Annotated in this window: 21 protein-coding genes; 8 read left to right on the forward strand and 13 right to left on the reverse strand. The window is 45.9% G+C overall.

Translation table 11 applies throughout. The features are described 5' to 3' along the window. Positions 1–31 precede the first annotated feature (31 nt). Both AACM02_RS14305 and AACM02_RS14310 read left to right on the forward strand, forming a co-directional pair. Entirely contained in the window at positions 32–2,383 is a 2,352-nt protein-coding gene (locus tag AACM02_RS14305; protein WP_339117345.1) for an alpha-amylase family glycosyl hydrolase, read from the forward strand. Between the two features lie 129 nt (positions 2,384–2,512). After that, positions 2,513–3,019: a flavodoxin gene (locus AACM02_RS14310; RefSeq protein ID WP_214062002.1), complete on the forward strand. Its 507-nt coding sequence runs from the start codon at positions 2,513–2,515 to the stop codon at positions 3,017–3,019. A gap of 24 nt (positions 3,020–3,043) precedes the next feature. On the opposite strand, the gene AACM02_RS14315 is transcribed toward AACM02_RS14310, so the two are convergent. Both AACM02_RS14315 and AACM02_RS14320 read right to left on the reverse strand, forming a co-directional pair. Further along, entirely contained in the window at positions 3,044–3,256 is a 213-nt protein-coding gene (locus AACM02_RS14315; protein WP_332457062.1) for a hypothetical protein, read from the reverse strand. Positions 3,257–3,267: 11 nt separating this feature from the next. Beyond that, the gene (locus AACM02_RS14320) at positions 3,268–3,390 is read right to left on the reverse strand and encodes a hypothetical protein (RefSeq protein WP_339117346.1); all 123 of its coding nucleotides are present in this window, start codon (positions 3,388–3,390) and stop codon (positions 3,268–3,270) included. A gap of 204 nt (positions 3,391–3,594) precedes the next feature. Between AACM02_RS14320 and AACM02_RS14325 the strand changes: the two genes are divergently transcribed. After that, positions 3,595–4,851 (forward strand): arginine deiminase family protein, encoded by a 1,257-nt coding sequence (locus AACM02_RS14325; protein ID WP_339117347.1) that lies wholly within the window; start codon positions 3,595–3,597, stop codon positions 4,849–4,851. 2 nt (positions 4,852–4,853) lie between these two features. Here the strand turns inward: AACM02_RS14325 and AACM02_RS14330 are convergent, their stop codons facing one another. The 5 genes from AACM02_RS14330 to AACM02_RS14350 form a co-directional block, all read right to left on the reverse strand. Then, positions 4,854–5,546 carry a YjjG family noncanonical pyrimidine nucleotidase gene (locus AACM02_RS14330; protein ID WP_339117348.1) on the reverse strand — a complete coding sequence of 231 codons (693 nt, stop codon included), beginning with the start codon at positions 5,544–5,546 and terminating at the stop codon, positions 4,854–4,856. 95 nt (positions 5,547–5,641) lie between these two features. Next, a complete protein-coding gene (locus AACM02_RS14335) occupies positions 5,642–6,508 on the reverse strand; it encodes a hypothetical protein (protein WP_339117349.1) in 867 nt (288 codons plus the stop codon). Between the two features lie 46 nt (positions 6,509–6,554). After that, on the reverse strand, positions 6,555–7,229 hold the full coding sequence (rsmI, locus tag AACM02_RS14340) for a 16S rRNA (cytidine(1402)-2'-O)-methyltransferase (protein ID WP_214063727.1): 675 nt from the start codon (positions 7,227–7,229) through the stop codon (positions 6,555–6,557). A gap of 102 nt (positions 7,230–7,331) precedes the next feature. After that, a complete protein-coding gene (locus AACM02_RS14345; RefSeq protein WP_214063726.1) occupies positions 7,332–7,994 on the reverse strand; it encodes a hypothetical protein in 663 nt (220 codons plus the stop codon). A 64-nt stretch (positions 7,995–8,058) separates the two neighbouring features. After that, positions 8,059–9,483 carry an AAA family ATPase gene (locus tag AACM02_RS14350; RefSeq protein WP_339117350.1) on the reverse strand — a complete coding sequence of 475 codons (1,425 nt, stop codon included), beginning with the start codon at positions 9,481–9,483 and terminating at the stop codon, positions 8,059–8,061. Between the two features lie 117 nt (positions 9,484–9,600). Between AACM02_RS14350 and AACM02_RS14355 the strand changes: the two genes are divergently transcribed. The 4 genes from AACM02_RS14355 to mgtE all read left to right on the forward strand — a co-directional run bounded on the left by AACM02_RS14355 (position 9,601) and on the right by mgtE (position 13,267). Beyond that, on the forward strand, positions 9,601–10,302 hold the full coding sequence (locus AACM02_RS14355; protein WP_339117351.1) for a hypothetical protein: 702 nt from the start codon (positions 9,601–9,603) through the stop codon (positions 10,300–10,302). 27 nt (positions 10,303–10,329) lie between these two features. Continuing rightward, positions 10,330–11,133, forward strand: a complete 804-nt coding sequence (locus tag AACM02_RS14360; RefSeq protein WP_321716237.1) for a DUF3822 family protein — start codon at positions 10,330–10,332, stop codon at positions 11,131–11,133. A 1-nt stretch (position 11,134) separates the two neighbouring features. After that, positions 11,135–11,665, forward strand: a complete 531-nt coding sequence (gene rsmD / locus AACM02_RS14365) for a 16S rRNA (guanine(966)-N(2))-methyltransferase RsmD (protein WP_214062422.1) — start codon at positions 11,135–11,137, stop codon at positions 11,663–11,665. Between the two features lie 234 nt (positions 11,666–11,899). Beyond that, positions 11,900–13,267 (forward strand): magnesium transporter, encoded by a 1,368-nt coding sequence (gene mgtE / locus AACM02_RS14370; RefSeq protein ID WP_339117352.1) that lies wholly within the window; start codon positions 11,900–11,902, stop codon positions 13,265–13,267. On the opposite strand, the gene AACM02_RS14375 is transcribed toward mgtE, so the two are convergent. The 3 genes from AACM02_RS14375 to AACM02_RS14385 all read right to left on the reverse strand — a co-directional run bounded on the left by AACM02_RS14375 (position 13,242) and on the right by AACM02_RS14385 (position 17,540). Next, entirely contained in the window at positions 13,242–15,542 is a 2,301-nt protein-coding gene (locus AACM02_RS14375; protein WP_339117353.1) for an NADP-dependent malic enzyme, read from the reverse strand. The genes mgtE and AACM02_RS14375 overlap by 26 nt on opposite strands. Positions 15,543–15,684: 142 nt before the next feature. After that, positions 15,685–17,034, reverse strand: a complete 1,350-nt coding sequence (locus tag AACM02_RS14380) for a serine hydrolase (protein WP_332457051.1) — start codon at positions 17,032–17,034, stop codon at positions 15,685–15,687. A gap of 164 nt (positions 17,035–17,198) precedes the next feature. Next, positions 17,199–17,540: a peptidylprolyl isomerase gene (locus AACM02_RS14385; protein ID WP_339117354.1), complete on the reverse strand. Its 342-nt coding sequence runs from the start codon at positions 17,538–17,540 to the stop codon at positions 17,199–17,201. A 110-nt stretch (positions 17,541–17,650) separates the two neighbouring features. On the opposite strand from AACM02_RS14385, the gene AACM02_RS14390 reads away from it, so the two are divergent. Next, entirely contained in the window at positions 17,651–17,818 is a 168-nt protein-coding gene (locus AACM02_RS14390) for a hypothetical protein (protein WP_339117355.1), read from the forward strand. Positions 17,819–17,908: 90 nt separating this feature from the next. Here AACM02_RS14390 and AACM02_RS14395 read toward each other — a convergent pair whose 3' ends face one another. The 3 genes from AACM02_RS14395 to AACM02_RS14405 all read right to left on the reverse strand — a co-directional run bounded on the left by AACM02_RS14395 (position 17,909) and on the right by AACM02_RS14405 (position 20,888). Continuing rightward, on the reverse strand, positions 17,909–18,838 hold the full coding sequence (locus AACM02_RS14395; protein WP_339117467.1) for an ABC transporter permease: 930 nt from the start codon (positions 18,836–18,838) through the stop codon (positions 17,909–17,911). An 88-nt stretch (positions 18,839–18,926) separates the two neighbouring features. After that, positions 18,927–19,718 carry an ABC transporter ATP-binding protein gene (locus tag AACM02_RS14400; RefSeq protein ID WP_339117356.1) on the reverse strand — a complete coding sequence of 264 codons (792 nt, stop codon included), beginning with the start codon at positions 19,716–19,718 and terminating at the stop codon, positions 18,927–18,929. Positions 19,719–19,721: 3 nt separating this feature from the next. Further along, positions 19,722–20,888: an NEW3 domain-containing protein gene (locus tag AACM02_RS14405; protein ID WP_339117357.1), complete on the reverse strand. Its 1,167-nt coding sequence runs from the start codon at positions 20,886–20,888 to the stop codon at positions 19,722–19,724. Positions 20,889–21,063 lie beyond the last annotated feature (175 nt).

Below are 21,063 nucleotides of genomic sequence, written 5' to 3' on the forward strand. Positions count from 1 at the left end.
ATATGCATAATTCGTAACGAAGAAATTTACAATGAAATATCCCGTTAAAACCTTTCTCTACCTGTTGCCGCTCCTCTTCGTCCTCTCTTGCGGGGATGACCCGGTAATACCGCCCGATACCGAACCCAAACCGTCCACCATCAAGGAAGGAGTCTCCTGGAGTCCCGAAGCAGCAGATGCGGACAAGGAACTCACCATCACATTTAAAGCAGCATCAACATCCCCTCTATTCGGTTATATGGGCGATGTGTACCTTTATGCCGGAGTTATTTCGGAAGGACAGTGGATCTTTCAGCCTTCTTCCTGGACAGATAACAATACAAAATACAAAATGACGAAAGTCGCAACCAATGTCTGGAACATAAAACTTTCTTCAAGCATTCGGCATTGGTTCGGTTCAGGAACAACACCGGTTACAAAGCTCGGTATTATTGTACGAAGTTCTGATGGTACAAAAAAAGGAATTAACAACGATTTTTTTATCCCTGTTACCGATGGCATGTATAAACCATTCCAACCCGGAGCGGTTAAAACAGAAACACTTCCTGCAGGTGTGAGGCACGGGATCAACATCGTAAATAACAGCACAGTTACGCTTGTGTTATACGATAAGGACAAAAGCGGAGCGCGAAAAGATTTTGCTCACGTTATCGGTGATTTTAACAACTGGACGTTAACCAACGACGAAAAATCGCAAATGTTTCGCGACGAAACCGCAGGAGTGTGGTGGATAACACTTACGGGATTGGATGCTAAAAAAGAATATGCTTTCCAATATTATGTCGGAAAAACCGGTGCAGATCCCATTCGGCTTGCCGATGCGTATTCGCGTAAAATTCTCGACCCTTCAAACGATCAATATATTCCGTCATCCACCTATCCGGAGAATAAAACCTATCCGTCCGGTGGAATTGGGGTTGTATCGGTTTTCAACACTCGGCCCGATACATACAGCTGGAAAGTTTCTGACTTCAGAACCCCCGCTCCCGAAAATCTGGTTGTTTACGAAATGCTTTTCCGTGACTTCACCGCAACCGGAGATATCAACGGGGCGATGGCAAAGCTGGACTACCTGCAGTCGCTCGGCGTAAATGCCATTGAACTGATGCCGGTGCAGGAGTTCGACGGCAACGATAGTTGGGGGTATAACCCCGCTTTCTTCTTTGCCATGGACAAGGCCTACGGCACCGACCGGATGTACAAGGAATTTATCGATGCGTGCCACCAGAGAGGCATAGCAGTGATTCTGGACGTAGTATACAACCACGCCACCGGTGCCAATCCGTTTGCTAAAATGTGGTGGGATACGGCGAACAACCGCACAGCGGCAAACAACCCCTATTTTAATGTTACCGCACCACATCCGTTTAGCGTATTCCACGATTTCAACCACAGCAATCAATTGGTACGTGACTTCGTGAAACGGAACCTGGAATTCCTGTTGGAAGAGTACAATGTTGATGGTTTCCGTTTTGATCTCAGCAAAGGTTTTACGCAAAAACAATCTTCAGATGATGGTGTATTCAGGATATACGATCCCAACCGAATCTCATACCTGAAGGAATACCATTCGGTCATCAAGGCAAAAAAACCGGATGCGTTGGTAATTTTGGAACATTTTGCCGACGACAGGGAAGAGACCGAGCTCGGTAATGCCGGAATGATGGTATGGCGAAATATGAACGACGCCTACTGTCAAACAGCGATGGGTTATCCGATTGACCAGAACAATCCCAATCGTTCAGATTTCTCGAGAACCTATTACAATGCCAACCCACCCCGTCCGGCAAACAGTTTGGTATCGTACATGGAAAGCCACGATGAAGAGCGTGCTGCTTTCAAACAGGTGGCTTTTGCCCAAACACCTCTTCATTCGGATTTAACAGCCCGAATGAATCAATTGGCTACAAACGCAGCTTTCTTCTTCCCTGTTCCCGGACCTAAGATGGTATGGCAATTTGGTGAATTAGGATACGATGTTTCGATTGATGAAAACGGACGTACCGGTAAAAAACCTATCAAGTGGGATTATTATGATGTTTCACAACGAAAAGCCCTCCACGATACATACGCAAAACTGATCAATTTGAGAAAGAACCACAGTGAATTGTTTACATCTACCGCCACATTAAACTGGAAAGTTTCAGCAAGCGACTGGACGGGAGGCCGTTTCCTCACCCTCTCCTCGTTCGGAAACAGCAAGCAGATAGTTGTCGTTGGCAATTTCACGAATACAGCCATGAATGCTTCAACAACATTCCCGAAGACAGGGACATGGTACAATTACATGAACAGTCCGGAAACCCTGAACGTAACCTCTTCAACGATGAACATTGCCATTCCCGCCAACAGTTTCAGGATCTATTCCACGTTTGCACCGTAAACAAACTGTTCACGGAAAAGGAAATCCGCAAAAGCGTACTGCGGCTCAAAACCGACGCACGCTTTTCTGTTTGCGGATATGAAACTAAATGTTAACTTTGCAACATCATTTTTTTAATCACATAATCCTATGAAGTCAATTGCAATTATATACGGCTCCAGCACCGAGAACACCAAAAGAGCTGCGGAGAAAATCGCTGAAAGACTATCGGAATACTCTCCCGCCCTGATCGACATTTACGACGGTGATGAAGAAGCTTTTCATTCCAACGATGTACTTATCCTCGGCATTTCGACCTGGGGAGTAAAGGATTTGCAGGATGACTGGTCTGATTTCTACCACAAGCTGGAAAAAATGGACCTGACGGGGAAAACAGTTGCTCTTTTCGGGTTGGGCGACTCATTCATTTATCCCGATTCTTTCGTGGATGCGATGGGTATTTTGTACGAAACAGTTTCGGAAAAAGGAGCAACAACAGTTGGTGAAGTTTCTCCCGACGGCTACCAATTCGATTACTCCAGGGCATTAAAAAACGGCGTTTTTGTGGGATTACCGCTGGATGAAGACAACGACGCCGACCTCACCGACGAACGCATCGAAAAGTGGGTGGAATCGTTGAAGGAGCACCTCAGTTAAACAGGCCCGCCCCCGGCAAACCCTTTATCCCAGCTTACATCGCTTCACAAAATCATCCAATACCTCATTCAACGTAGGAGTGCCTATTTCCTGCAAATCGTAGTGAACCCGAACAACGGGCTTCTGAATGTGGATCAACCGATTCAAGTCGATGGGTGTGCCAATGACAACCGTATCACAATCTGCACGGTTAATGGTTGTTTCCAGGTCCTTCAGTTGTCGATCGCTGTAACCCATGGCCGGCCAGGTCACCGTATGGCATCGGATGGCGTAAAAGCCACCACACGGTAATCCTTATTCTTCCTGAAAAACGTGTTGAAGTTATGGAAGTCCCTTCCGGAAGCTCCAATGATAATGGCATTTCTTTTCATAACAATGAAGATTAAATGAGTTAATTCTCTGAAACAAAGGTATAATAATTTTTATCAAAAAGATAATTATTCGGTTTGTTTTTTTCAAAACGACAACTCATGTCTGACATACTGAAAGCTTTCAATTATAAAAATACACGTGTCTAAAAAACAGGATAACTTAAATTTTACTATTTTTGTGTTTTAAATCAAATCTTACGCATTATGTCTACGAGCAAACTTACCTTGAACGTTCAATCGGAAATCGGAAAGTTGGAAGCGGTAATGTTGCACTATCCGGGTCCTGAAGTGGAAAACATGACACCAAAAAATGCTCAGCGGGCACTCTACAGCGACATCCTTAACCTCTCTATCGCACAAAAAGAATATGCCCAGTTAAAAGGTGTACTGGAAAAAACTTCTTTAGTATATAAAGTTTCCGACCTGCTTGAAAAAGTGCTGGAAATTCCCGGGCAACGATTATCGTTGCTTCAAAAAATCTGTGTGACGGAACAGGTAGAAGATTATTTCGATTATCTCCTGGAATTATCCTCATCCCAGTTAACAAAAATATTGATTGAAGGGCTTCCGATGCAGGTAAAGACCCTGACCGACTTTCTGAAAGAAGAGTATTATGCGTTGCAGCCCTTATACAATTTTTATTTTACGCGCGACACATCGGTAACCATTGGCAACACCTCGTTGGTTTGTAAGATGGCCAATGCGGTGCGCATGAGAGAATCGTTTATCATGGATGCGATTTTCAATAGCGGGTTGTTTTTCAACGGCAAGATCACTAACATGTATGATGCTTCACAAAACAACCCCTCCGTGAAAATAGAGGGGGGCGATGTATTGGTCGCACGTGAAGATGTGCTGTTAATCGGAAGCGGAGCACGCACCAGTCCCCAAGCCATCGATCTATTGATTCAGGAGCTGTGCAGGGAAAAGCTCAGCAAAAGACATGTTATTGTTCAACAATTACCGGAAACACCCGAATCGTTTATCCATTTGGACATGGCTTTCACCTTTCTAGACAAAAATACCGCCATGGTTTATAAACCTCTGATATTAAACAGCAATCCCTACAAAACCGTACACATCCAGATCGAAAACGGGAAAGTGGTTAAAATCTCCCCAACGAACAATATCCCGGCAGCACTGAAAAAACTGGGCATGGAGGTCGAACCGGTCATTTGTGGTGGAAGGGCCGACGACTGGGACCAAGAGCGGGAACAATGGCACAGCGGAGCCAATTTTCTGGCAATCGCACCCGGCAAAGTAATTTCGTATGCCCGAAACATTAACACGTTGGAAGAATTAAATAAAAAGGGATTTGAAATTGTACGGGCCGACGATGTGATAAGCGGAAGATTCGATATGGAAACGTCCGTGAAATGTGTGGTTACACTGGATGGATCCGAACTTCCGCGTGGAGGCGGAGGGCCGAGATGCATGACCATGCCACTAAGGAGGCAGTAAAACTACAACAACTCTTTTATCTCTTCCAGCATTTCCACAGTGTAGGTTGGTTCAAACCCGTCGGATGAAAGATTCGCCGGATTAAACCAGATTTGTGCGATACGGCTCTTTTGTGCTCCTGCAATATCTGCATCCCAACTGTCGCCAATCATCAGGGTTTCGTTCCGGCGGGAGTTGGTATTTTTCAGTGCGTAAGTGAAAATACCGGGATGCGGTTTATTCACCCCTGCATCTTCCGAAAGAATAATTTTATCGAAATAGGGCTGCAAACCCGAGTTCTCAATTTTCTTAAACTGAACTTCACGAAACCCGTTGCTGAGTATGTGCATCCGGTATTTCGGCCTCAGATAATCCAGAAGATCCAAGGTGCCGTCGATCAGCTTTGTTTTTCGGGTGGTACGCTCCAAAAAATCGTCGCTCAACGATTTGGCATATCCCGGATCCTCGATTCCAAACTTCCTGACCGGAACCAGAAAACGTTCCACAATCAGTTCTTCCTTTCTTATTTCACCCAGACGGTATAAGTTCCACAGATGATGATTGGATGGCATATAAACGTTGTAGTAATCATCGAACGTAGGATAAAACCTATTGTAACCGTAATCCGAATAAATCTCTTCCAGGCATTCCTTGCCGTTTTGGTGAATATCCCACAGGGTATCGTCCAGATCGATAAAAAGGTTTTTATATTTCATTTCGAGGACCAAAAATCAGTAATGCTTTAGACAACACATCCTGAACGCAATAAACGCCCAGGATGCTATTTTTTTCATAATTTCCCCCTTCGCTCTTAATTCACCTCAATAATCAAATACTTCGTGAGGCTCCAAAACCGTTGAGTATCGGTGATCTGGAAAGTGAGGTTGTCGTTGGCTCCCTTTACGAACTCGTAAGTTCCCTCGGGATGCGTCGACCAGATTTTAGCCTTGGGAGCATACAAAGGAATTTCCGTCACTTCACGGACATCGATTTGCAGGAAATAATCCTTGTTAAAAGTATCCTGCATCACTTTAGTGGATTTCAGGAAACCTCCCGAAAGAATTTTTTGTTCTTTCAACTCGTTGGCAGTACCGAAAACATAATAAGCCGTATGTAACGATTTGTCCTGTTCTTTGATGGTCGAAGACTGTTCTTCCGCATGTTGAGCCAGCTCGCTGATGTCACTCGACAATTGGGCAATGGTCGCATCGCGTTTAGCCAATTCCCCTTGCAGTACCACCAGCCTTGCAGAACTTTCCTGCATTTCCTTGTTCAACCGGTCAATCGTACTTTGCATCGACGCCACCTGCTTGTTGCTGGAAGCGTACTTCCTGTTCAGTTCCGTCAGTTGAGCTTTGTTTCGTTTCAAAATCTCCTGAATCATCTGGAAGTTATCGCTTACTCTTTTTTTAGTATCCTGACTCATCTCCCCGCTTTGCGCGGATTGAGTTGAAATGTACTTTTCCGCTTCACGGATCTTATCGAAATTCGCTTCAACTTCACTGATCACAGCCATCATTTCCTGGGTTTCGGCATCCGACGTTTTCAAAACCGCCTGCAATGAATCTCGTTCTGCCTGCAACTTTTGATATTCTTCGGATTCGGTCACTTTCTTTCCAAAATTGGTACAAGAAAACAAAACTCCTGCGCCGAGCAATAGAATGAATACTTTTTTCATAATTCAATACTTTTATTGTTATTAAACGAATTCAGTTCAAAAATGTTTATTTTGATTTTCCCTCTACAACGATCACAAATTCTCCTTTGGGTTCATGAGCCGTAAAATGCTCGATAAGTTCCGACAATGTTCCACGAATGGTTTCTTCGAATATTTTGGATATTTCCCGCGAAACGGATGCTTTTCTATCTGTGCCCATAAATTCAGCCAGTTGCGTTATCATTTTTACTATCCGGTAAGGTGACTCGTAGAAAACCATCGTTCGTGACTCTTCAGCGAGCTCTTTCAACCGGGTTTGCCTACCTTTTTTCTGCGGTAAAAACCCCTCGAAGCAAAACCGGTCGTTGGGAAGCCCCGACATTACCAGAGCCGGAACAAATGCTGTTGCTCCCGGCAAGCACTCCACCTCAACATCTTCCTCTACACAGGCACGGACAAGCAGGAATCCCGGATCGGAAATCGCCGGAGTACCGGCATCCGATACGAGCGCAACGGTCTCTCCCCCTTTGATCCGCTCTGCAATATAAATGGACGTTTGATGTTCATTAAACTTGTGATGCGATTGCATCCGGGTTTCAATGCCGAAATGTTTCAATAGGAAACCGGTTGTCCGTGTATCTTCTGCAAGAATTAAATCACAACTTTTCAGCACGTTAATCGCCCTCAACGTCATATCTTCCAGATTTCCGACAGGGGTCGGTACAACTACCAGCTTTCCCATTTTAATTGTTATTCGGTTTTTATTTAGCTGTAAATCAATCGCTATTCGATCGTTTGGGAGAAAACATCAACACAGCGACTCATAACGCAGAGCAATTACAATTTACTCAAAACCCTTTTTCAGCAGTTCCAAAAAACTTTTCACCCTCTCGTCCTTAAAATCCCACGAGGTTTTTTCTCTTAAATACCGTTCGGTATCTCCATAATTATCGAATGCATTGAGGCGGATCATCATCGCATTCATCGCTTCACGATCGTTATCAAATAATTCTCGCTGAAAATAAAACCGGTCATTCAGGCTCAGCCCGCGTTTGACATCCAACTTGGGAGGAGGTGCCTGAATAACATCGTTTACCGAACGGATCACACCGGAAAACTCCTCAGAGGCCTCTTCTTTTTTCGATTCTGTATTCCTGGGATTGGTGTATGTGGGTAAAGCGAGACCTTCCGCATAAGCATTTTTCCGGATGTGGGCTAACTTCTCCTCCTGCGCAGCAGGCGGATCAATACTTTTCACCTCCTCTTCAGGCTTTCGCAGTTTACTTTCCGACAAGAACAACAGCAGTTTCTCCATCTGGTGTTTCATATCTTCTATCTGAAACATTTCCAGTTCATGAAGCAAACGCATCACCTCCTGCCCCTTCTGAAACGCGTCGCGAAAGAAAGAGAAAGAAACAGACTCATCCTGTTTGATGGCGGAAACCTTTGCTTCAAGGCTTTGTAAGTTCTGAAGCAGCCTATCGATATATTCGTTTTTCTTTTCCATGATTATCCGGTTTCAGTTGCTTTTTTGTTAAAAAACGGGATAAATTCGACCACAAAAGTAATCATTATTTGTTTCCTTCAATAAAATCGTTTGGCAAATTCACAAGATATAACATTTGTGAACTTCTTGTTATTGAAGTGTAAAGCCAACGGTAGAAATTATCTCCCATATGCGACTTATTCACGTACCCCAGGTCCAGGAAAACGTTTTTCCATTCTCCACCCTGTGCCTTGTGGCAGGTAACAGCGTATCCATACTTCACAAGAAGCGCATTGAAATAAGGATTCTCTTTCACTTTTTTGTACCGGGCACTTTTCCGGGAAATATCGGCATAATCTTCCATTACGGCCGCGAAGAGCTGCTCGTTTTGCTCACGGGTCAGGCCGGGCACCTCGGTATGCAGGCTGTCGAGATTGATTTTCGCCTCAAATTCCATGCCGTAATCTTTGTGCCGAAGCAGGACATTGCCAAAACGGAATCCGTACATCGTCTCCTCCCGGCGAACACGCATCACCTCCACAAACTCACCATTGGCCAGAAAATCAATATTTTCAATACCACCTGCCCAATGGTAATTGTTTTTTGTAATCATCAGCAGATCGCCGGGCGAAAGTTCCTCTTCCCGGTAAAGCACCGTGTTCCGGATACCCAGATTGTAAGCGTTTACCCGTTTGTTGGAACGTGAAATCACAACGGTTTCCTCCATACCGTCACGGTGGTAAGCCGACGCGATCTCGTCGATAAGCTCCGTACCGGTTACTCTTTTCACGTCGTTGAACGCATCGACATTGAATTTGGGGAAATCAACCGTATTGCCATTCTGCAAGGCGCTACGCAACATCGTTGCGTTGACCAAAACTCCCGATTTTTCCGATTGACGCACTATTTCGGTGAGTGTGCAGGTAACTGTTTCGAAAAAAAAAGATTCGATCGTTTTTTCGTCGAGGGCCGGACTGAACTCCTGCTGCACAGGCGGCAATTGAGCCGTATCTCCAATGAGCAGCAGCCGGTTTCCCTCGCCCGAGTAAACATACTCCATCAGGTCGTCCAGTAGCCTGCCCGATCCGAAAACGGAAAACTCACTGCTGTCGTTGCTGATCATCGATGCCTCATCCACGAGAAACAGTGTGTGCTTGTGTTTGTTTTCTGCCAGTGAAAAAACACCGGGACCTTCGGTAAACTTGTCCATCCGGTAGATCTTCTTATGAACAGTGAAAGCCGGTTGGTCAGCATACGCAGAAAAAACTTTTGCTGCGCGTCCCGTCGGAGCCAGCAAAACGGCTTTTTGATTGAATTGCGACATCGTTTTAACCAAACTACCAATAAGGGAAGACTTGCCTGTCCCCGCATATCCTTTCAGCAAAAAGACCTGATTATTTGACCGCGAGTAAAGAAAATCAACTATCTTTGCAACCGCAGAACGTTGATCGGCAGTAAAATCGAAAGCGAAATTTTCGTTGATTTTTTCGATAAAATACCGATTTATCATTTTTTTGAGTTATTTTTGTGGTAAATGTAGCACATTTATTATTCTTTTTCTAAATTTGTACTCTAAAATCAAAAATAATAATTTAAAAACTCAATAAAAAATTAAAAACGAACATCCATGAAAGTTGTAGTAAGAGTGCTTTTAGTAGCAGCCATCATCCTATTAGCTTTCCTTTGCTGGAAAAGTATTCAAGGCCCAATTGACTTCAATGCAGAGGTAAAACGTCGCGACAACGCAGTCATCCAGCGTCTGGTTGACATTCGCACATCGCAGGTTGCTTATCGTACGCAAAAAGGTTCATATACGGCTAATTTCAATGAATTGGCAGATTTCATCAAAACCGGGAAGGTAGCATCTGTTGCCAGATCGGGAGACCTTACCGAAGAGCAATTAGAAGCCGGAATGACTGAAGCGAAAGCCATGAGCATTATCCGCACCGGAGACGAAAAAGCGATCCGTGCTGCAGGCTTGTGGGATGAAAGCAAAAATGCTCCTCAGCTTATGCGTGACTCTATCTATGCTCCTGCTGCCGAAGTACTTTTCCCGAACAGAAGAATCAATCCCGATTCATTGGCCTTCGTTCCTTTCGGAAACGGTGCAAAATTTGAAATGGCAGTGGATTCTCTGATTACAGCCTCTGGTTATCCGGTACAGGTTTTCGAAGCAAAAACTCCTTACACGGCTTATTTGGGCGATCTGGACAAGAAACTGTTGAACCAGAAAATCCAAGAGGTGTTGGATCGTCCAGGAGACAGGTATCCGGGTATGATGGTTGGATCCCTTCAAGTGGCTAACAATAACGCCGGAAACTGGGAATAATTTCAGCAGTAAACACTGCACTGGGTTATGTTTTTACCGGAAAATATTGATTTAGCTCAATCTGAAAAGTATACTTTATCCATTCGGCTTATGCCGGATGGATTTTCTTTTTGTATCTTTTCACCAGCCGATAAGTCGGTGTTCCATTACCAGGAAAAAACATTCAGTAAAAACTTATCTTTAATAGGAAACATCGAAAAAACATTTTTTGAGGTCAATTTTTTCTCACAGCCTTTTAAAAAAACCTTTGTAACGATTGTATCACCCCGTTACACGATCGTTCCTGACTCCTATTTTGAATGGAGAAAAGCAAAAGAGCTTTTTGAATTTAATATTCACGGAGAGAGCGGGAAGGTTTTAAATAATTACATTTCTGAAAGTAGCTGCCGTATCCTTTTTGATTTGGACGAAGAGGTTTATTCGTTTCTATGTAGGAACCTGTGGAATCCTTCCTTTTTCAGCCATAAAGCCCGGCTTCTTCCCTTTTTTGCCAACTATCGGGTGGTAGACAGGCGAAAAAGATGTTTTGTGGATTTTCACGATGAAATGGTTTCCGTAACCTGCTTTTCAGGGTCAACGTTACTGTCTGCCAACACCTATCCGGATAAGGACAAATATGATGCGCTATTCAATATTGTAAATGTATGGGAAAAACAATCCCTGGATCAAAATTCCGACCTGTTGGTCCTTTCGGGAAATTTACCGGATAACAAAGAAAGCATTGCCACATTGAAAAAACTCATTAAAAACGTGGAAGAGCTCAATTTGCTCCCTCCTGGAAACGAAAACTATATTCCAACCGATATTCTTTTGGATATGGACGCCTGTTAATATGCGTATCATCAGTGGAAAATATAAGTCGAGGCGGATTCCGGTTCCTGCAAACCTTAAAGCAAGGCCCACAACTGATTTTGCGCGTGAGAGCCTGTTTAATGTACTCAATAACCGGGTGGACTGGGAAGAAACTACAGCCCTGGATTTGTTTTCTGGAACAGGCAGCGTAGCCCTGGAATTTGTATCCCGCGGATGTCCGTTTGTTGTAAACGTTGAGACGAATCAAAACCACTACAACTTTATTTGCAAAGCACAGGAGTTACTGGGTGCGAAAGAGTTATTCCCGGTAAAAGCCGATGTGTTTAAATACCTCCAATCGGTAAAACAGAAGTTCGACCTTATCTTTGCGGATCCACCTTACGATTTACAGTCCATAGACACTATTCCCGACCTTATTTTCAAAAAAGAACTCCTGAAACCCGAGGGAGTTTTTATTCTGGAGCATTCCAGAAAACAAAACTTTTCCGCTCATCCTCATTTTGTATCGGAGAGAAAATACGGGAATGTGCATTTTTCATTTTTTGAGTAATAATCTTACATCGCTCCATATTGTCGTTATCCTAAATGCCGAAAGGAATCTAAAACATCACTTTGGATTTCAAATTGACACAGTAAATCCTGTTGCACAACCCAACATCCTGAAACATCGCGTCATTTTGATTTAATTTGATTACCTTTGTCTTTTCAAACAAGGCAGTAATTCTCACCGCCCTTTCCTGTAAGAGCAGGACCTCCAGACAGGAAAGACACAAAGAAAACTATTATGACTATATGTAACGAAAAAGACCTGCTTAAACTAATCAAAAGGAAAGAATGGACAACGTTGCGAAACGCCATACACGAATTTGATCACCTTGAACTTGCCGGCATTATCGACCGAAGTAGCGAGTTTGAATCAGTGATATTGTTCCGTTTTCTGACGCGTGAGCAAGCAAAAAATGTTTTTCAGGAGCTTTCGCACGACAAGCAGGAACAGATTATAGAGAGACTGGCGCAACATGCTTTAAAAGTAGCCGATCTGCTCAACGATATGGAGCCAGACGATCGCACAGCTTTTCTGGAGGAACTTCCCGGAAAGGTAACACAACGTCTTATGCAGTTGCTTACTCCCGAAAACAGGGAGATGGCAACCAGACTTCTTGGATATCCCGAAGACAGCATAGGTAGGCTGATGACACCGGAATACGTAGCCGTTAAACCCCACTTCACGGTTGAACAAACGCTGGCGCATATTCGCCAATACGGACAAGACTCCGAAACACTGAACGTAATTTACGTAGTGGACAACAACTGGCGCCTTATCGACGATATTCGCATACGTGAAATAATCCTGGCCTCGCCCGAACAGATGATCGGAGAACTTATCGATTATAAATTTTCGGCACTGAGCGCATTCGACGACCAGGAGACCGGTGTAAGCATGTTCAAGGACCACGACAGGGTAGCACTTCCCGTGATCGATAGTGCCGGAACGCTTCTGGGCATTGTAACCGTTGATGATATTTTTGATGTAGCCGAAGAAGAACAAACCGAGGACTTTCACAAGTTCGGCGCCGTACAAAACGCCATTATCAGTCCGTTACAGGCAACCGTTACTTTTTTGTACAAGAAACGGGTATTCTGGCTTACAACACTGGTTTTCGTAAATATCTTTTCAGGAGCAGTCATAGCCGGCTTTGAAAACGTGCTGGCTTCCGCCATATCCCTTGTTTTTTTTCTTCCTTTGCTTATCGACAGTGGCGGGAATGCCGGCTCTCAATCCGCAACACTTATGATCCGTGCATTGGCCATGGGCGATGTTCAGACAAGGGATTGGATAAAACTGTTGGGAAAAGAGTTTATTGTTTCGTTACTCTTAGGCCTGACAATGGCTGCAGGAGTAAGTTTGGTAGCAGCAGTCCGTGCTCCTGAAATAATTTTGATTCTCGTTATAACCATGACGCTGGTGGTTATTGCGGGAAGCATTATCGGGATGATCCTGCCCTTCCTATTCACGAGGCTGAAAATTGATCCGGCAACGGCAAGCGCCCCCCTTATAACATCCATCGCAGACATATTAGGTGTACTCATCTATTTCACCGTGGCCAGCAAAGTGTTGGTCGGCCCTACTCCACCCTTTTCAACTTATTGACAGAGATATTCTCTTCTACAATAGCATCAATAACAGCAATAACCGTCATGTTCACAATGTCGCGGACCGACATGCCCACGTCTAAAATATGAACCGGCTTGTTCAACCCCATTTGGATTGGACCGATAATGTCGCCGACTCCACTTTCCAGAAGTAGCTTATATGCTGTGTTTGCCGAACTCAGGTTAGGAAATATCAACGTATTCACATTTTTTCCTTTCAGCTTGGTGAAAGGAAACTTCTCATCTCTGAAGTCTTTATTCAACGCCACGTTCACCTGCATTTCACCATCCACCACCATATCCGGATAATCCCGGTGTAATGCTTCCACCACTTTGTGGACACTGGCAGGACTTCCCACTTTGTCGTCACCAAAATTGGAATAGGAGAGCATGGCAATTACCGGATCATGAGCGAAAAACTTTACCGTAGAGTTTGCCAAACGGGCAATATCGATCAGAACATCGGAATTTGGATGACGGTTAAAAAGCGTATCGGCAAGAAAGAGCACGCCTCTCTTCGAGTTGACAATGTGCATGGCTCCAATGTGATTAAGGCCCTCACGAATGCCAATAATATCTTTGGCGAGATTGATGGTATCGAGGTATTTCCCGAAAACACCGGTAATAAGTGCATCCGCGTCGCCAGACTCCACCATCATCATCCCGAAAGAGTCGCGGTTAAACATCTGCTCGGCAGCTTCCTGAAAAGTATACCCCTCGCGGCTCCGCTTTTCCGAAAGCAATTTCGCGTAATGCAACCGCCTGGATTCTTCCCTATCGTGGCGGAGATTAACAATTTCTACTCCCTCTAGACTGATCTGATTTTCGGCAGCAATGCTGGCTATTTTTTCTTCATTGCCCAGTAAAACCGGATAACAGATACCCTCGTTAACACAGGTCTCAGCAGCTTTGAGCATATTCAAGTGGTTGGATTCCGAGAAAACCACCCGTTTAGGGGTTTGTTTTGCCATATCGTAGAAACGGCGCAACATTTTATTGTCCAACCCCATCCGTTCACGAAGAATTTCGCTGTACTCTTCCCAGTCGGCAATGGGTTTCCGGGCAACTCCAGACGCTATCGCCGCTTTGGCAACTGCTGGTGCAACAACTGTCAGCAACCGGTTGTCGAGTGGTTTTGGAATGATATAATCGCGGCCGAAACTCAACCGTTTCAAGTTATAAGCGGCATTCACCACATCGGGAACTGCCTTTTTTGCCAGATCAGCAATAGCACGGACAGCGGCAACCTTCATCTCTTCGTTAATGCAGGTAGCACGGACATCCAACGCCCCACGGAAAATATAGGGAAAACCCAGCACATTGTTTATCTGGTTGGGATGATCGGAACGTCCCGTCGCAAAAACAATATCTTTCCGGGCGGCGATAGCCAATTCATACGCTATTTCCGGATTAGGGTTCGCCAATGCGAAGACAATCGGATTTTCATTCATCGATTGAACCATTTCAACGGTCAGCACATCGGCCACCGAAAGTCCGAGAAAGACATCCGCCCCTGCAACAGCTTCTGCTAAGGTTGAGATATTCCGTTCGGTAGCAAACGGTTTTTTCCGTTCGTTCAGATCGGTCCTATTTTTCGATATTACTCCCCGAGAATCGAGCATCACGATATTTTCCAATTTGGCTCCCAACGCCATATAAAGTTTTGTGCAGGAATTGGCTGCTGCACCCGCGCCATTCACCACAATCCTCACCTCTTCGATCTTCTTTCCTGTCAGTTCCAGCGCATTAAGCAATCCTGCAGATGAAATAATGGCTGTTCCGTGTTGATCGTCATGCATGATAGGGATATCCAGTTCATTTTTTAACCGTTCTTCAATTTCAAAACATTCGGGTGCTTTGATATCTTCCAGATTAATCCCTCCAAAAGTGGGAGAAATAGCTTTGACCACTTCGATGAATTTTTCCGGATCTTTCTCGTCGATCTCGATGTCAAAAACATCTATTCCGGCAAAGATCTTAAAAAGCAGCCCTTTCCCTTCCATCACCGGTTTTCCCGAAACAGCACCGATATCACCCAAACCCAGCACTGCTGTGCCGTTAGAGATAACCGCCACTAGGTTCCCTTTGGAAGTATATTCGTAAGCTTTTTGCTCATCCTTTTCTATTTCGAGGCACGGTTCGGCCACACCGGGCGAATATGCCAGTGATAAGTCGTGTTGGGAACTGTAGGGTTTGGTGGGAATCACCTCTATTTTTCCGGGACGCCCCTCGGCATGATACCTGAGAGCATCTTCGCGTAATTTAGTTGACATTGTGCAGGATTTTTAAGTATAACCTAAATAATTACACAAATTTACGCAATGAAATTTAATATATGAAAGATTTTGAAAGATTTTTGTGACAAAACCTCAGCAACCGACCTCTCAAGTTTGGTAACAGTGAGGTTTGATTGGGTTATTTAATAGCATCAACAATTCCCGCTACAAATCCGTTATGGTCAAACTCTCCATTTTTTGAAAAACCGGTCCGGACGATCACCAGTTCTTTCGATGGAATAATATAGATAAACTGCCCGTCATGGCCGCGGCAGCTAAACATATCGCGGGGCACATCGGGATAGTCGATGCCAGCTTGGTTCAGCCAGAAAAATGCACCGTAACTTCTATCGGAACCGTTTGCCGCAGTGGTGCTGTATGCAACCCAGTTTTCTGGCAGGATCTGTTCACCCTGCCAGTTGCCGTTGTTCAGGTAAAGTAAGCCAAAGCGCGCATAGTCACGTAAGGAGGCATAGAGGTAGGACGACCCCACAAAAGTACCCGATGCATCGACCTCAAAAACAGCACTGCGCATCCCAATTTTGTTGAAAAGTTGTTCACGCGGAAAAGCGAAATACTCTGCATCGTCTCCAATTGCCTTGCGCATCAGGTAAGAAACAATGTTGGTAGATCCCGATGAGTATTCAAATACCGAACCGGGGGAATACTCCAGTGGTTTCGAACTGGCAAACCGCGCCATATCACCCTCCTTGTGCAACATGTTGTTCACGTCGGAGCTGTTTCCATAATCTTCGTTCCATTCTAGGCCGCTGTTCATCTGCATCAGGTGGTGGATGGTGATGTTACGCCTTTCGTCATTCTTCCACTCATCCATGCCGGCAGACGCATATATATCCAGTTTACCCTCTTTCACCAGAATACCGGCCAGGGCATTGATAAAGCTTTTGGCCATCGACCAGCTCAGAAAAAGGGTTTCGGTACTAAATTCATCAGCATATTTTTCCGCAACCGGTTGTCCTTGACAAACAACCATCACCGCAAATGTACCCTTGTAGGGGACAGTATCGGCAAATGCCTGTTCCACCGCAAGGTTGAGTTGTTGCATGTCGATACCGGAAGGGATGGTGTCGACAATGAGGTCCCCCATGGGCCATGCAATCGTGTCGGGGTTTTCCGGTAAAACCGGCACAACCGGATAAGGACGTGCCTCTATATCACTCACGGGGTAGTCGTTTACCAGGATGTTGCCATAGCCATTCACGAAAGAAGTATGCGAAGTATGCCAGAGAAAGTGGCTTGTCACGGTTTTACTCCTGGAATCGACCCTGTTTTTCACGAATCGGATAAATGAGAAATTCAGGTCGGTTGCCTCCATCGATTCCTGTGTGCGGTTAGCCAGGAAGATGCCCGACGACAGGTTTTTAGCTGCATAACCGGTAATAATCGGCAGGAGAGGGTTTATGTAAAGAATACCCCCCAAGAGCATGAACAGAATAAGGACTGCGATAATGATGCGTACTCTTTTCATGGAAGCCTGACTTGAATATATCAGCAAAGATAAATAAAAAAAGGACTACTTTTGTTTAGACACTATCATAGTTTTTTTAGGGATCGCAGTGTTCTTAATTCACGTCTAAACGAGCGAACATATCCGAGTACGATGAATCACCTTTAGGCAATCTTGCTCGATCATTACTCTTCAAAAATCAGGATTTTCTCAATTCTGTCACCCTGACGGATCTTGTCAATTACCTCGACCCCTTCGTATACTTTTCCAAAGCAAGTATGGTTACGGTCGAGATGAGCCGTATTCTCGCGGCTGTGGCAAATGAAAAACTGCGAACCTCCGGCTCCTGTGCCATCGGGGCATCCCCCCTGAATCACAAAGTTTGGAATCACCCGGTGGAACGTCAATCCATCGTAAAAGCCCTTTCCGGCCAGTTTCACAAAGTTGGCCACGGTGTTTGGAGCATCTTCCTCGTAAAACTTTACTTTCATAACCCCTTTTGCGGTGTGTATCTCTGCTGTCAGCATATTAGTCCCTTACAAATACGCTACTAAAATCCTGAATCGAACCATTGGCGATGATGATTTATATGGTCGCAGGCTGATCAATAAAAATCAGTTCTCGCTTCTCGCAAAATATGACATCGTTGTTTTCGGCTTTTTTATCCGAAAGCAACTCACCTACTGGTACCCAATCGGATATATCGAATCAAGAACTATCGTTGAGAATTATCCGCCAACATTTAAAAGGCCGGATGGCGGTAGCTATCCATTCCCCGGAAGCCCTGTACCAACTTCAATTTTAAAACCAATATCGGATTTGAGATAGTCGTCATTTTTTAAGTAAACAATCAACTAAAGAAGTGTGTCCGGAGAATGGAAGCGACCCGGTAAAGTCACCCTCTCGACCTGACCTCCCGTCGCATAAAAGCTATATAGGAGAGGATAAAACAGAAAAGGGTGAGGGCAATCAGGCCGGTGAGCTGTGGCCATACCAGCAGCAGGCTCTGCCCCAGTGGCAGGGGACCGGGGATGGCGCCCTCCATCTGCTCCATGGTGAGCGGTCCCAGGCTGCGTACAGAAGGCATCAGCAACGTGGAGGTGGCCTGACTGTAAAGTTCGTTGGGCATTGCCTGCATCAACAGAAAGCGAAACCGCTCGAACAGGTAGATCGACCGGCCCGTTGCGTAGGATGGCGGCGTTGCCGCCTTAATCAACAGGTTGGCTATTAGTGGGTAAAACACCGTGAAGAAGAGCCAGACCGCGATACCGGCCAGTGCCGAAGTGGCAGGCTGCCGGAACCGGACGGAGAAGTAGACCGACAGATTAAGCCACAACGCCACGTAGACGATGCTCAACATCGTGAAAGAGAGGATCCGCATGAACTCGGCCGGTGTGGGGGGGATGCCCAGTGCCACCAGTCCGGCACCCAGCATTGCAAAGCTCAGCACGAAGAAAAGCAGGGAGATCACCAGCAGTGCAGCAACAAACTTGGTGTTAATCACATAGTCACGTGGGATGGGTTGTGCCAGCAGACGGCTCAATGTACCCCTGTTCTGCTCCGAGTTGACAGCATCGAAGCCGAGGCTGATGCCCAGGAGTGGTCCCAGAAAGCCGATGAAAACGAAAAAGGGGGGCAAGCTGCCGTCCGACAGGGTGAAGAGATGCAGGAAAAAGAAAGCATCGTCACTGTTGCCTGAGCTTCCGGCATCGCTCATCGCTGTAAGGGAGGTATAAAGCGAACCGATACAGGTGAGCAGGATAAGCCCCATAAGGATGACCACTCTCCAGCTGCGGATATGATCACCCACCTCCTTGAGCACCATCGTACGAAACACACCTGGAGCTGCTCCCGAACTCCGGTAAGAGCTGAACCGATCACGCAGCTCCTCCCAATACACACCGGTAAAAAAGTTATGCTGAATAGCTGTTATTTTCATTCTTGTTTCCTCCTTCAAAATAACGGTAATAAATATCTTCCAGCCCATACACCCGGTCCCCCTCATCTTCACTATCGGCGAAGAGCTGACGGGCCAGCGAAGCGATATCGCCCTGCGCCAGCAGGCGTCCTTTTACAAAGATGCCTACACGGTCGCACACCTGTTGCACCTGATGCAGGTGGTGCGACGAGAAGAGTACCGTAATGCCCTCCTCCCGGCTCAGGGAAACAATCAATCCAAGGAAATCCCTGATTCCCGAGGGATCGATGCCCAGGGTGGGCTCATCAAGTATGATCACCTCGGGATTCTTTATTAACACATCGGCAAGGCCCAGGCGCTGACGCATGCCGCGGGAGTATTTACCGGCCTTTTTTTCAATCTCCTCTCCCAGTCCCACGCGTTGCAAGAGCCTGTGTGCTCTTTCCTCCGCTTCCCTTTCAGAAATACCGTTCAAGCGGGCGGTGTAGATTAAGTTCTCCGGTCCGGTGAGGTCGTCATAGAACCCCACATCTTCGGGCAGATAACCCACCCGTTTCTTCACCTCGATAGGCTGTCGTACCGGGTTCAGCCCACAAACCCGTACACTGCCGGAAGTCGGCTCGGTCAGCCCCATCATCATCAGGATGGTGGTTGATTTGCCTGCACCGTTGGGGCCCAGCAGACCGAAAATCTCGCCCTTATCAATCGAGAGGGTGAGATTATCCACTGCCGTGAAATTGCCGTACTTCCGTGTGAGGTTGGAGATTTCTATGGTTGATGACTGCATACCTTACCTCCTCCCGTATTTGCTGAACAACCAATACACTGTTCCTACCGCACCCAGGATGATTAATATACCCAACCAGCCCCAGAGCAGGGGTGTCCTGACCGACATGCGGAACGAAGCGTCAGCATTTATTTCGGGGGTCTGCGCAGTAAGGCTAACCACGTAATCGCCCGGAATGGCCTTTCCGTAGGCTCTCACTTCTGCTTTCACCTGGGCACTCTCTCCTGCAGCAATAAAAGGAACGGTGTCCGGAGAGAAAGTCACTTCCCAACCCCGGGGTTTGTTAGCGCTCAGACGTACACTGTTCAGATCAGTGGAACCGCTATTGCGTACCACCAGGTCGAGTTTCTTTCGCCTGCCTGCGGTGATCTTCTCACTGAGGCGTCCCTCGGGGGTGGTCAGCTCAACACCGTATGTACCTGAAATATCTGCTTCCAGTTCCAGCTGTGCTGAAGAGGAGCCGGTGGACGCCATAACAGGAATGGTGTATTTCCCTGCTTTCACATTATAGGGAGGTTTGATTTCCACAGAAATATCCTTGCTCTGTCCCGGTTCAATCTCAACCGACGTCGCCTGCTGGTAGTTGGGTTTGAAGACCACTGTCCAACCGCGCGGCGCATGGGAAGAGAGCGCGTAGAGTTGTTTCTCGCCCGTCTGATTCTCCAGCTTTGTCCTGAAGTTGAAATCAGAAGTTGCATGTCCCTGCATGTTGCTCTGGTCGGCGGTGAACTCGGTCTTCACTGTCCCCTGTTCGGAGACTTCGATGGTGATGGGCAGCACGCTGTGGTTCCGTGCATTCACGCGAAAGGTGTAGTTCCCCTTGTCGATATCGTAGGGCAGCTCCACCTTGAGGTTAAGTGTTTTCTTTTCTTTCGGCAATACCGAGATGCGGCGGGCGCTCCATCCACCCGACCGGAGTGTGTGCGACCAGGTTTCGGGAATTCCTTCGACGAAAACCTCTGCCGTAGCAATGGATGCGCCGTTGTTGATCAGGTCGATGGTGTAATCGATCGTTTCTCCCGGGGGGACAATGATCTCCGGGTAGGGTGTGTACAACCGCAGACTCTGTGCGGTGAGAGTTAAACATCCTGACAGCATAAGCAGCAGGAACGGCAGAAAAATTCGGGTCAAAATCTGCGTGCGATTCAACATAAATAATTCTCCTTTCATAGCTTTACAAAAATCGAATAATAAACTTTTAAAATGGTTATGTATAATAAAAAATGCCGGTCGGCCCCAATGAAACGAGATCCGGGTAAAGCCTGTTTTTTTCATTCCGGTGGAGGCCGGCACAGTATAGGGATAAGGTTTTCCCTGACACAAAATTAAAAAAAATGATTTTTAC

This window comes from Petrimonas sp. (genome assembly GCF_963921705.1).
In the GTDB taxonomy this organism is placed as follows: Bacteria; Bacteroidota; Bacteroidia; order Bacteroidales; family Dysgonomonadaceae; genus Petrimonas; species Petrimonas sulfuriphila.

Coding starts and splice junctions, on each gene's coding strand:
- AACM02_RS14380 (WP_332457051.1), bottom strand. CDS start 17,034: ATGAAAAGAGTACGCATCATTATCGCAGTCCTTATTCTGTTCATGCTC.
- AACM02_RS14350 (WP_339117350.1), bottom strand. CDS start 9,483: ATGATAAATCGGTATTTTATCGAAAAAATCAACGAAAATTTCGCTTTC.
- mgtE (WP_339117352.1), top strand. CDS start 11,900: ATGACTATATGTAACGAAAAAGACCTGCTTAAACTAATCAAAAGGAAA.
- AACM02_RS14310 (WP_214062002.1), top strand. CDS start 2,513: ATGAAGTCAATTGCAATTATATACGGCTCCAGCACCGAGAACACCAAA.
- AACM02_RS14405 (WP_339117357.1), bottom strand. CDS start 20,888: ATGAAAGGAGAATTATTTATGTTGAATCGCACGCAGATTTTGACCCGA.
- AACM02_RS14345 (WP_214063726.1), bottom strand. CDS start 7,994: ATGGAAAAGAAAAACGAATATATCGATAGGCTGCTTCAGAACTTACAA.
- AACM02_RS14400 (WP_339117356.1), bottom strand. CDS start 19,718: ATGCAGTCATCAACCATAGAAATCTCCAACCTCACACGGAAGTACGGC.
- AACM02_RS14355 (WP_339117351.1), top strand. CDS start 9,601: ATGAAAGTTGTAGTAAGAGTGCTTTTAGTAGCAGCCATCATCCTATTA.
- rsmD (WP_214062422.1), top strand. CDS start 11,135: ATGCGTATCATCAGTGGAAAATATAAGTCGAGGCGGATTCCGGTTCCT.
- AACM02_RS14390 (WP_339117355.1), top strand. CDS start 17,651: ATGACATCGTTGTTTTCGGCTTTTTTATCCGAAAGCAACTCACCTACT.
- AACM02_RS14335 (WP_339117349.1), bottom strand. CDS start 6,508: ATGAAAAAAGTATTCATTCTATTGCTCGGCGCAGGAGTTTTGTTTTCT.
- AACM02_RS14375 (WP_339117353.1), bottom strand. CDS start 15,542: ATGTCAACTAAATTACGCGAAGATGCTCTCAGGTATCATGCCGAGGGG.
- AACM02_RS14320 (WP_339117346.1), bottom strand. CDS start 3,390: ATGAAAAGAAATGCCATTATCATTGGAGCTTCCGGAAGGGACTTCCAT.
- AACM02_RS14325 (WP_339117347.1), top strand. CDS start 3,595: ATGTCTACGAGCAAACTTACCTTGAACGTTCAATCGGAAATCGGAAAG.
- AACM02_RS14395 (WP_339117467.1), bottom strand. CDS start 18,838: ATGGTGCTCAAGGAGGTGGGTGATCATATCCGCAGCTGGAGAGTGGTC.
- AACM02_RS14330 (WP_339117348.1), bottom strand. CDS start 5,546: ATGAAATATAAAAACCTTTTTATCGATCTGGACGATACCCTGTGGGAT.
- AACM02_RS14360 (WP_321716237.1), top strand. CDS start 10,330: ATGTTTTTACCGGAAAATATTGATTTAGCTCAATCTGAAAAGTATACT.
- rsmI (WP_214063727.1), bottom strand. CDS start 7,229: ATGGGAAAGCTGGTAGTTGTACCGACCCCTGTCGGAAATCTGGAAGAT.
- AACM02_RS14305 (WP_339117345.1), top strand. CDS start 32: ATGAAATATCCCGTTAAAACCTTTCTCTACCTGTTGCCGCTCCTCTTC.
- AACM02_RS14385 (WP_339117354.1), bottom strand. CDS start 17,540: ATGCTGACAGCAGAGATACACACCGCAAAAGGGGTTATGAAAGTAAAG.
- AACM02_RS14315 (WP_332457062.1), bottom strand. CDS start 3,256: ATGGGTTACAGCGATCGACAACTGAAGGACCTGGAAACAACCATTAAC.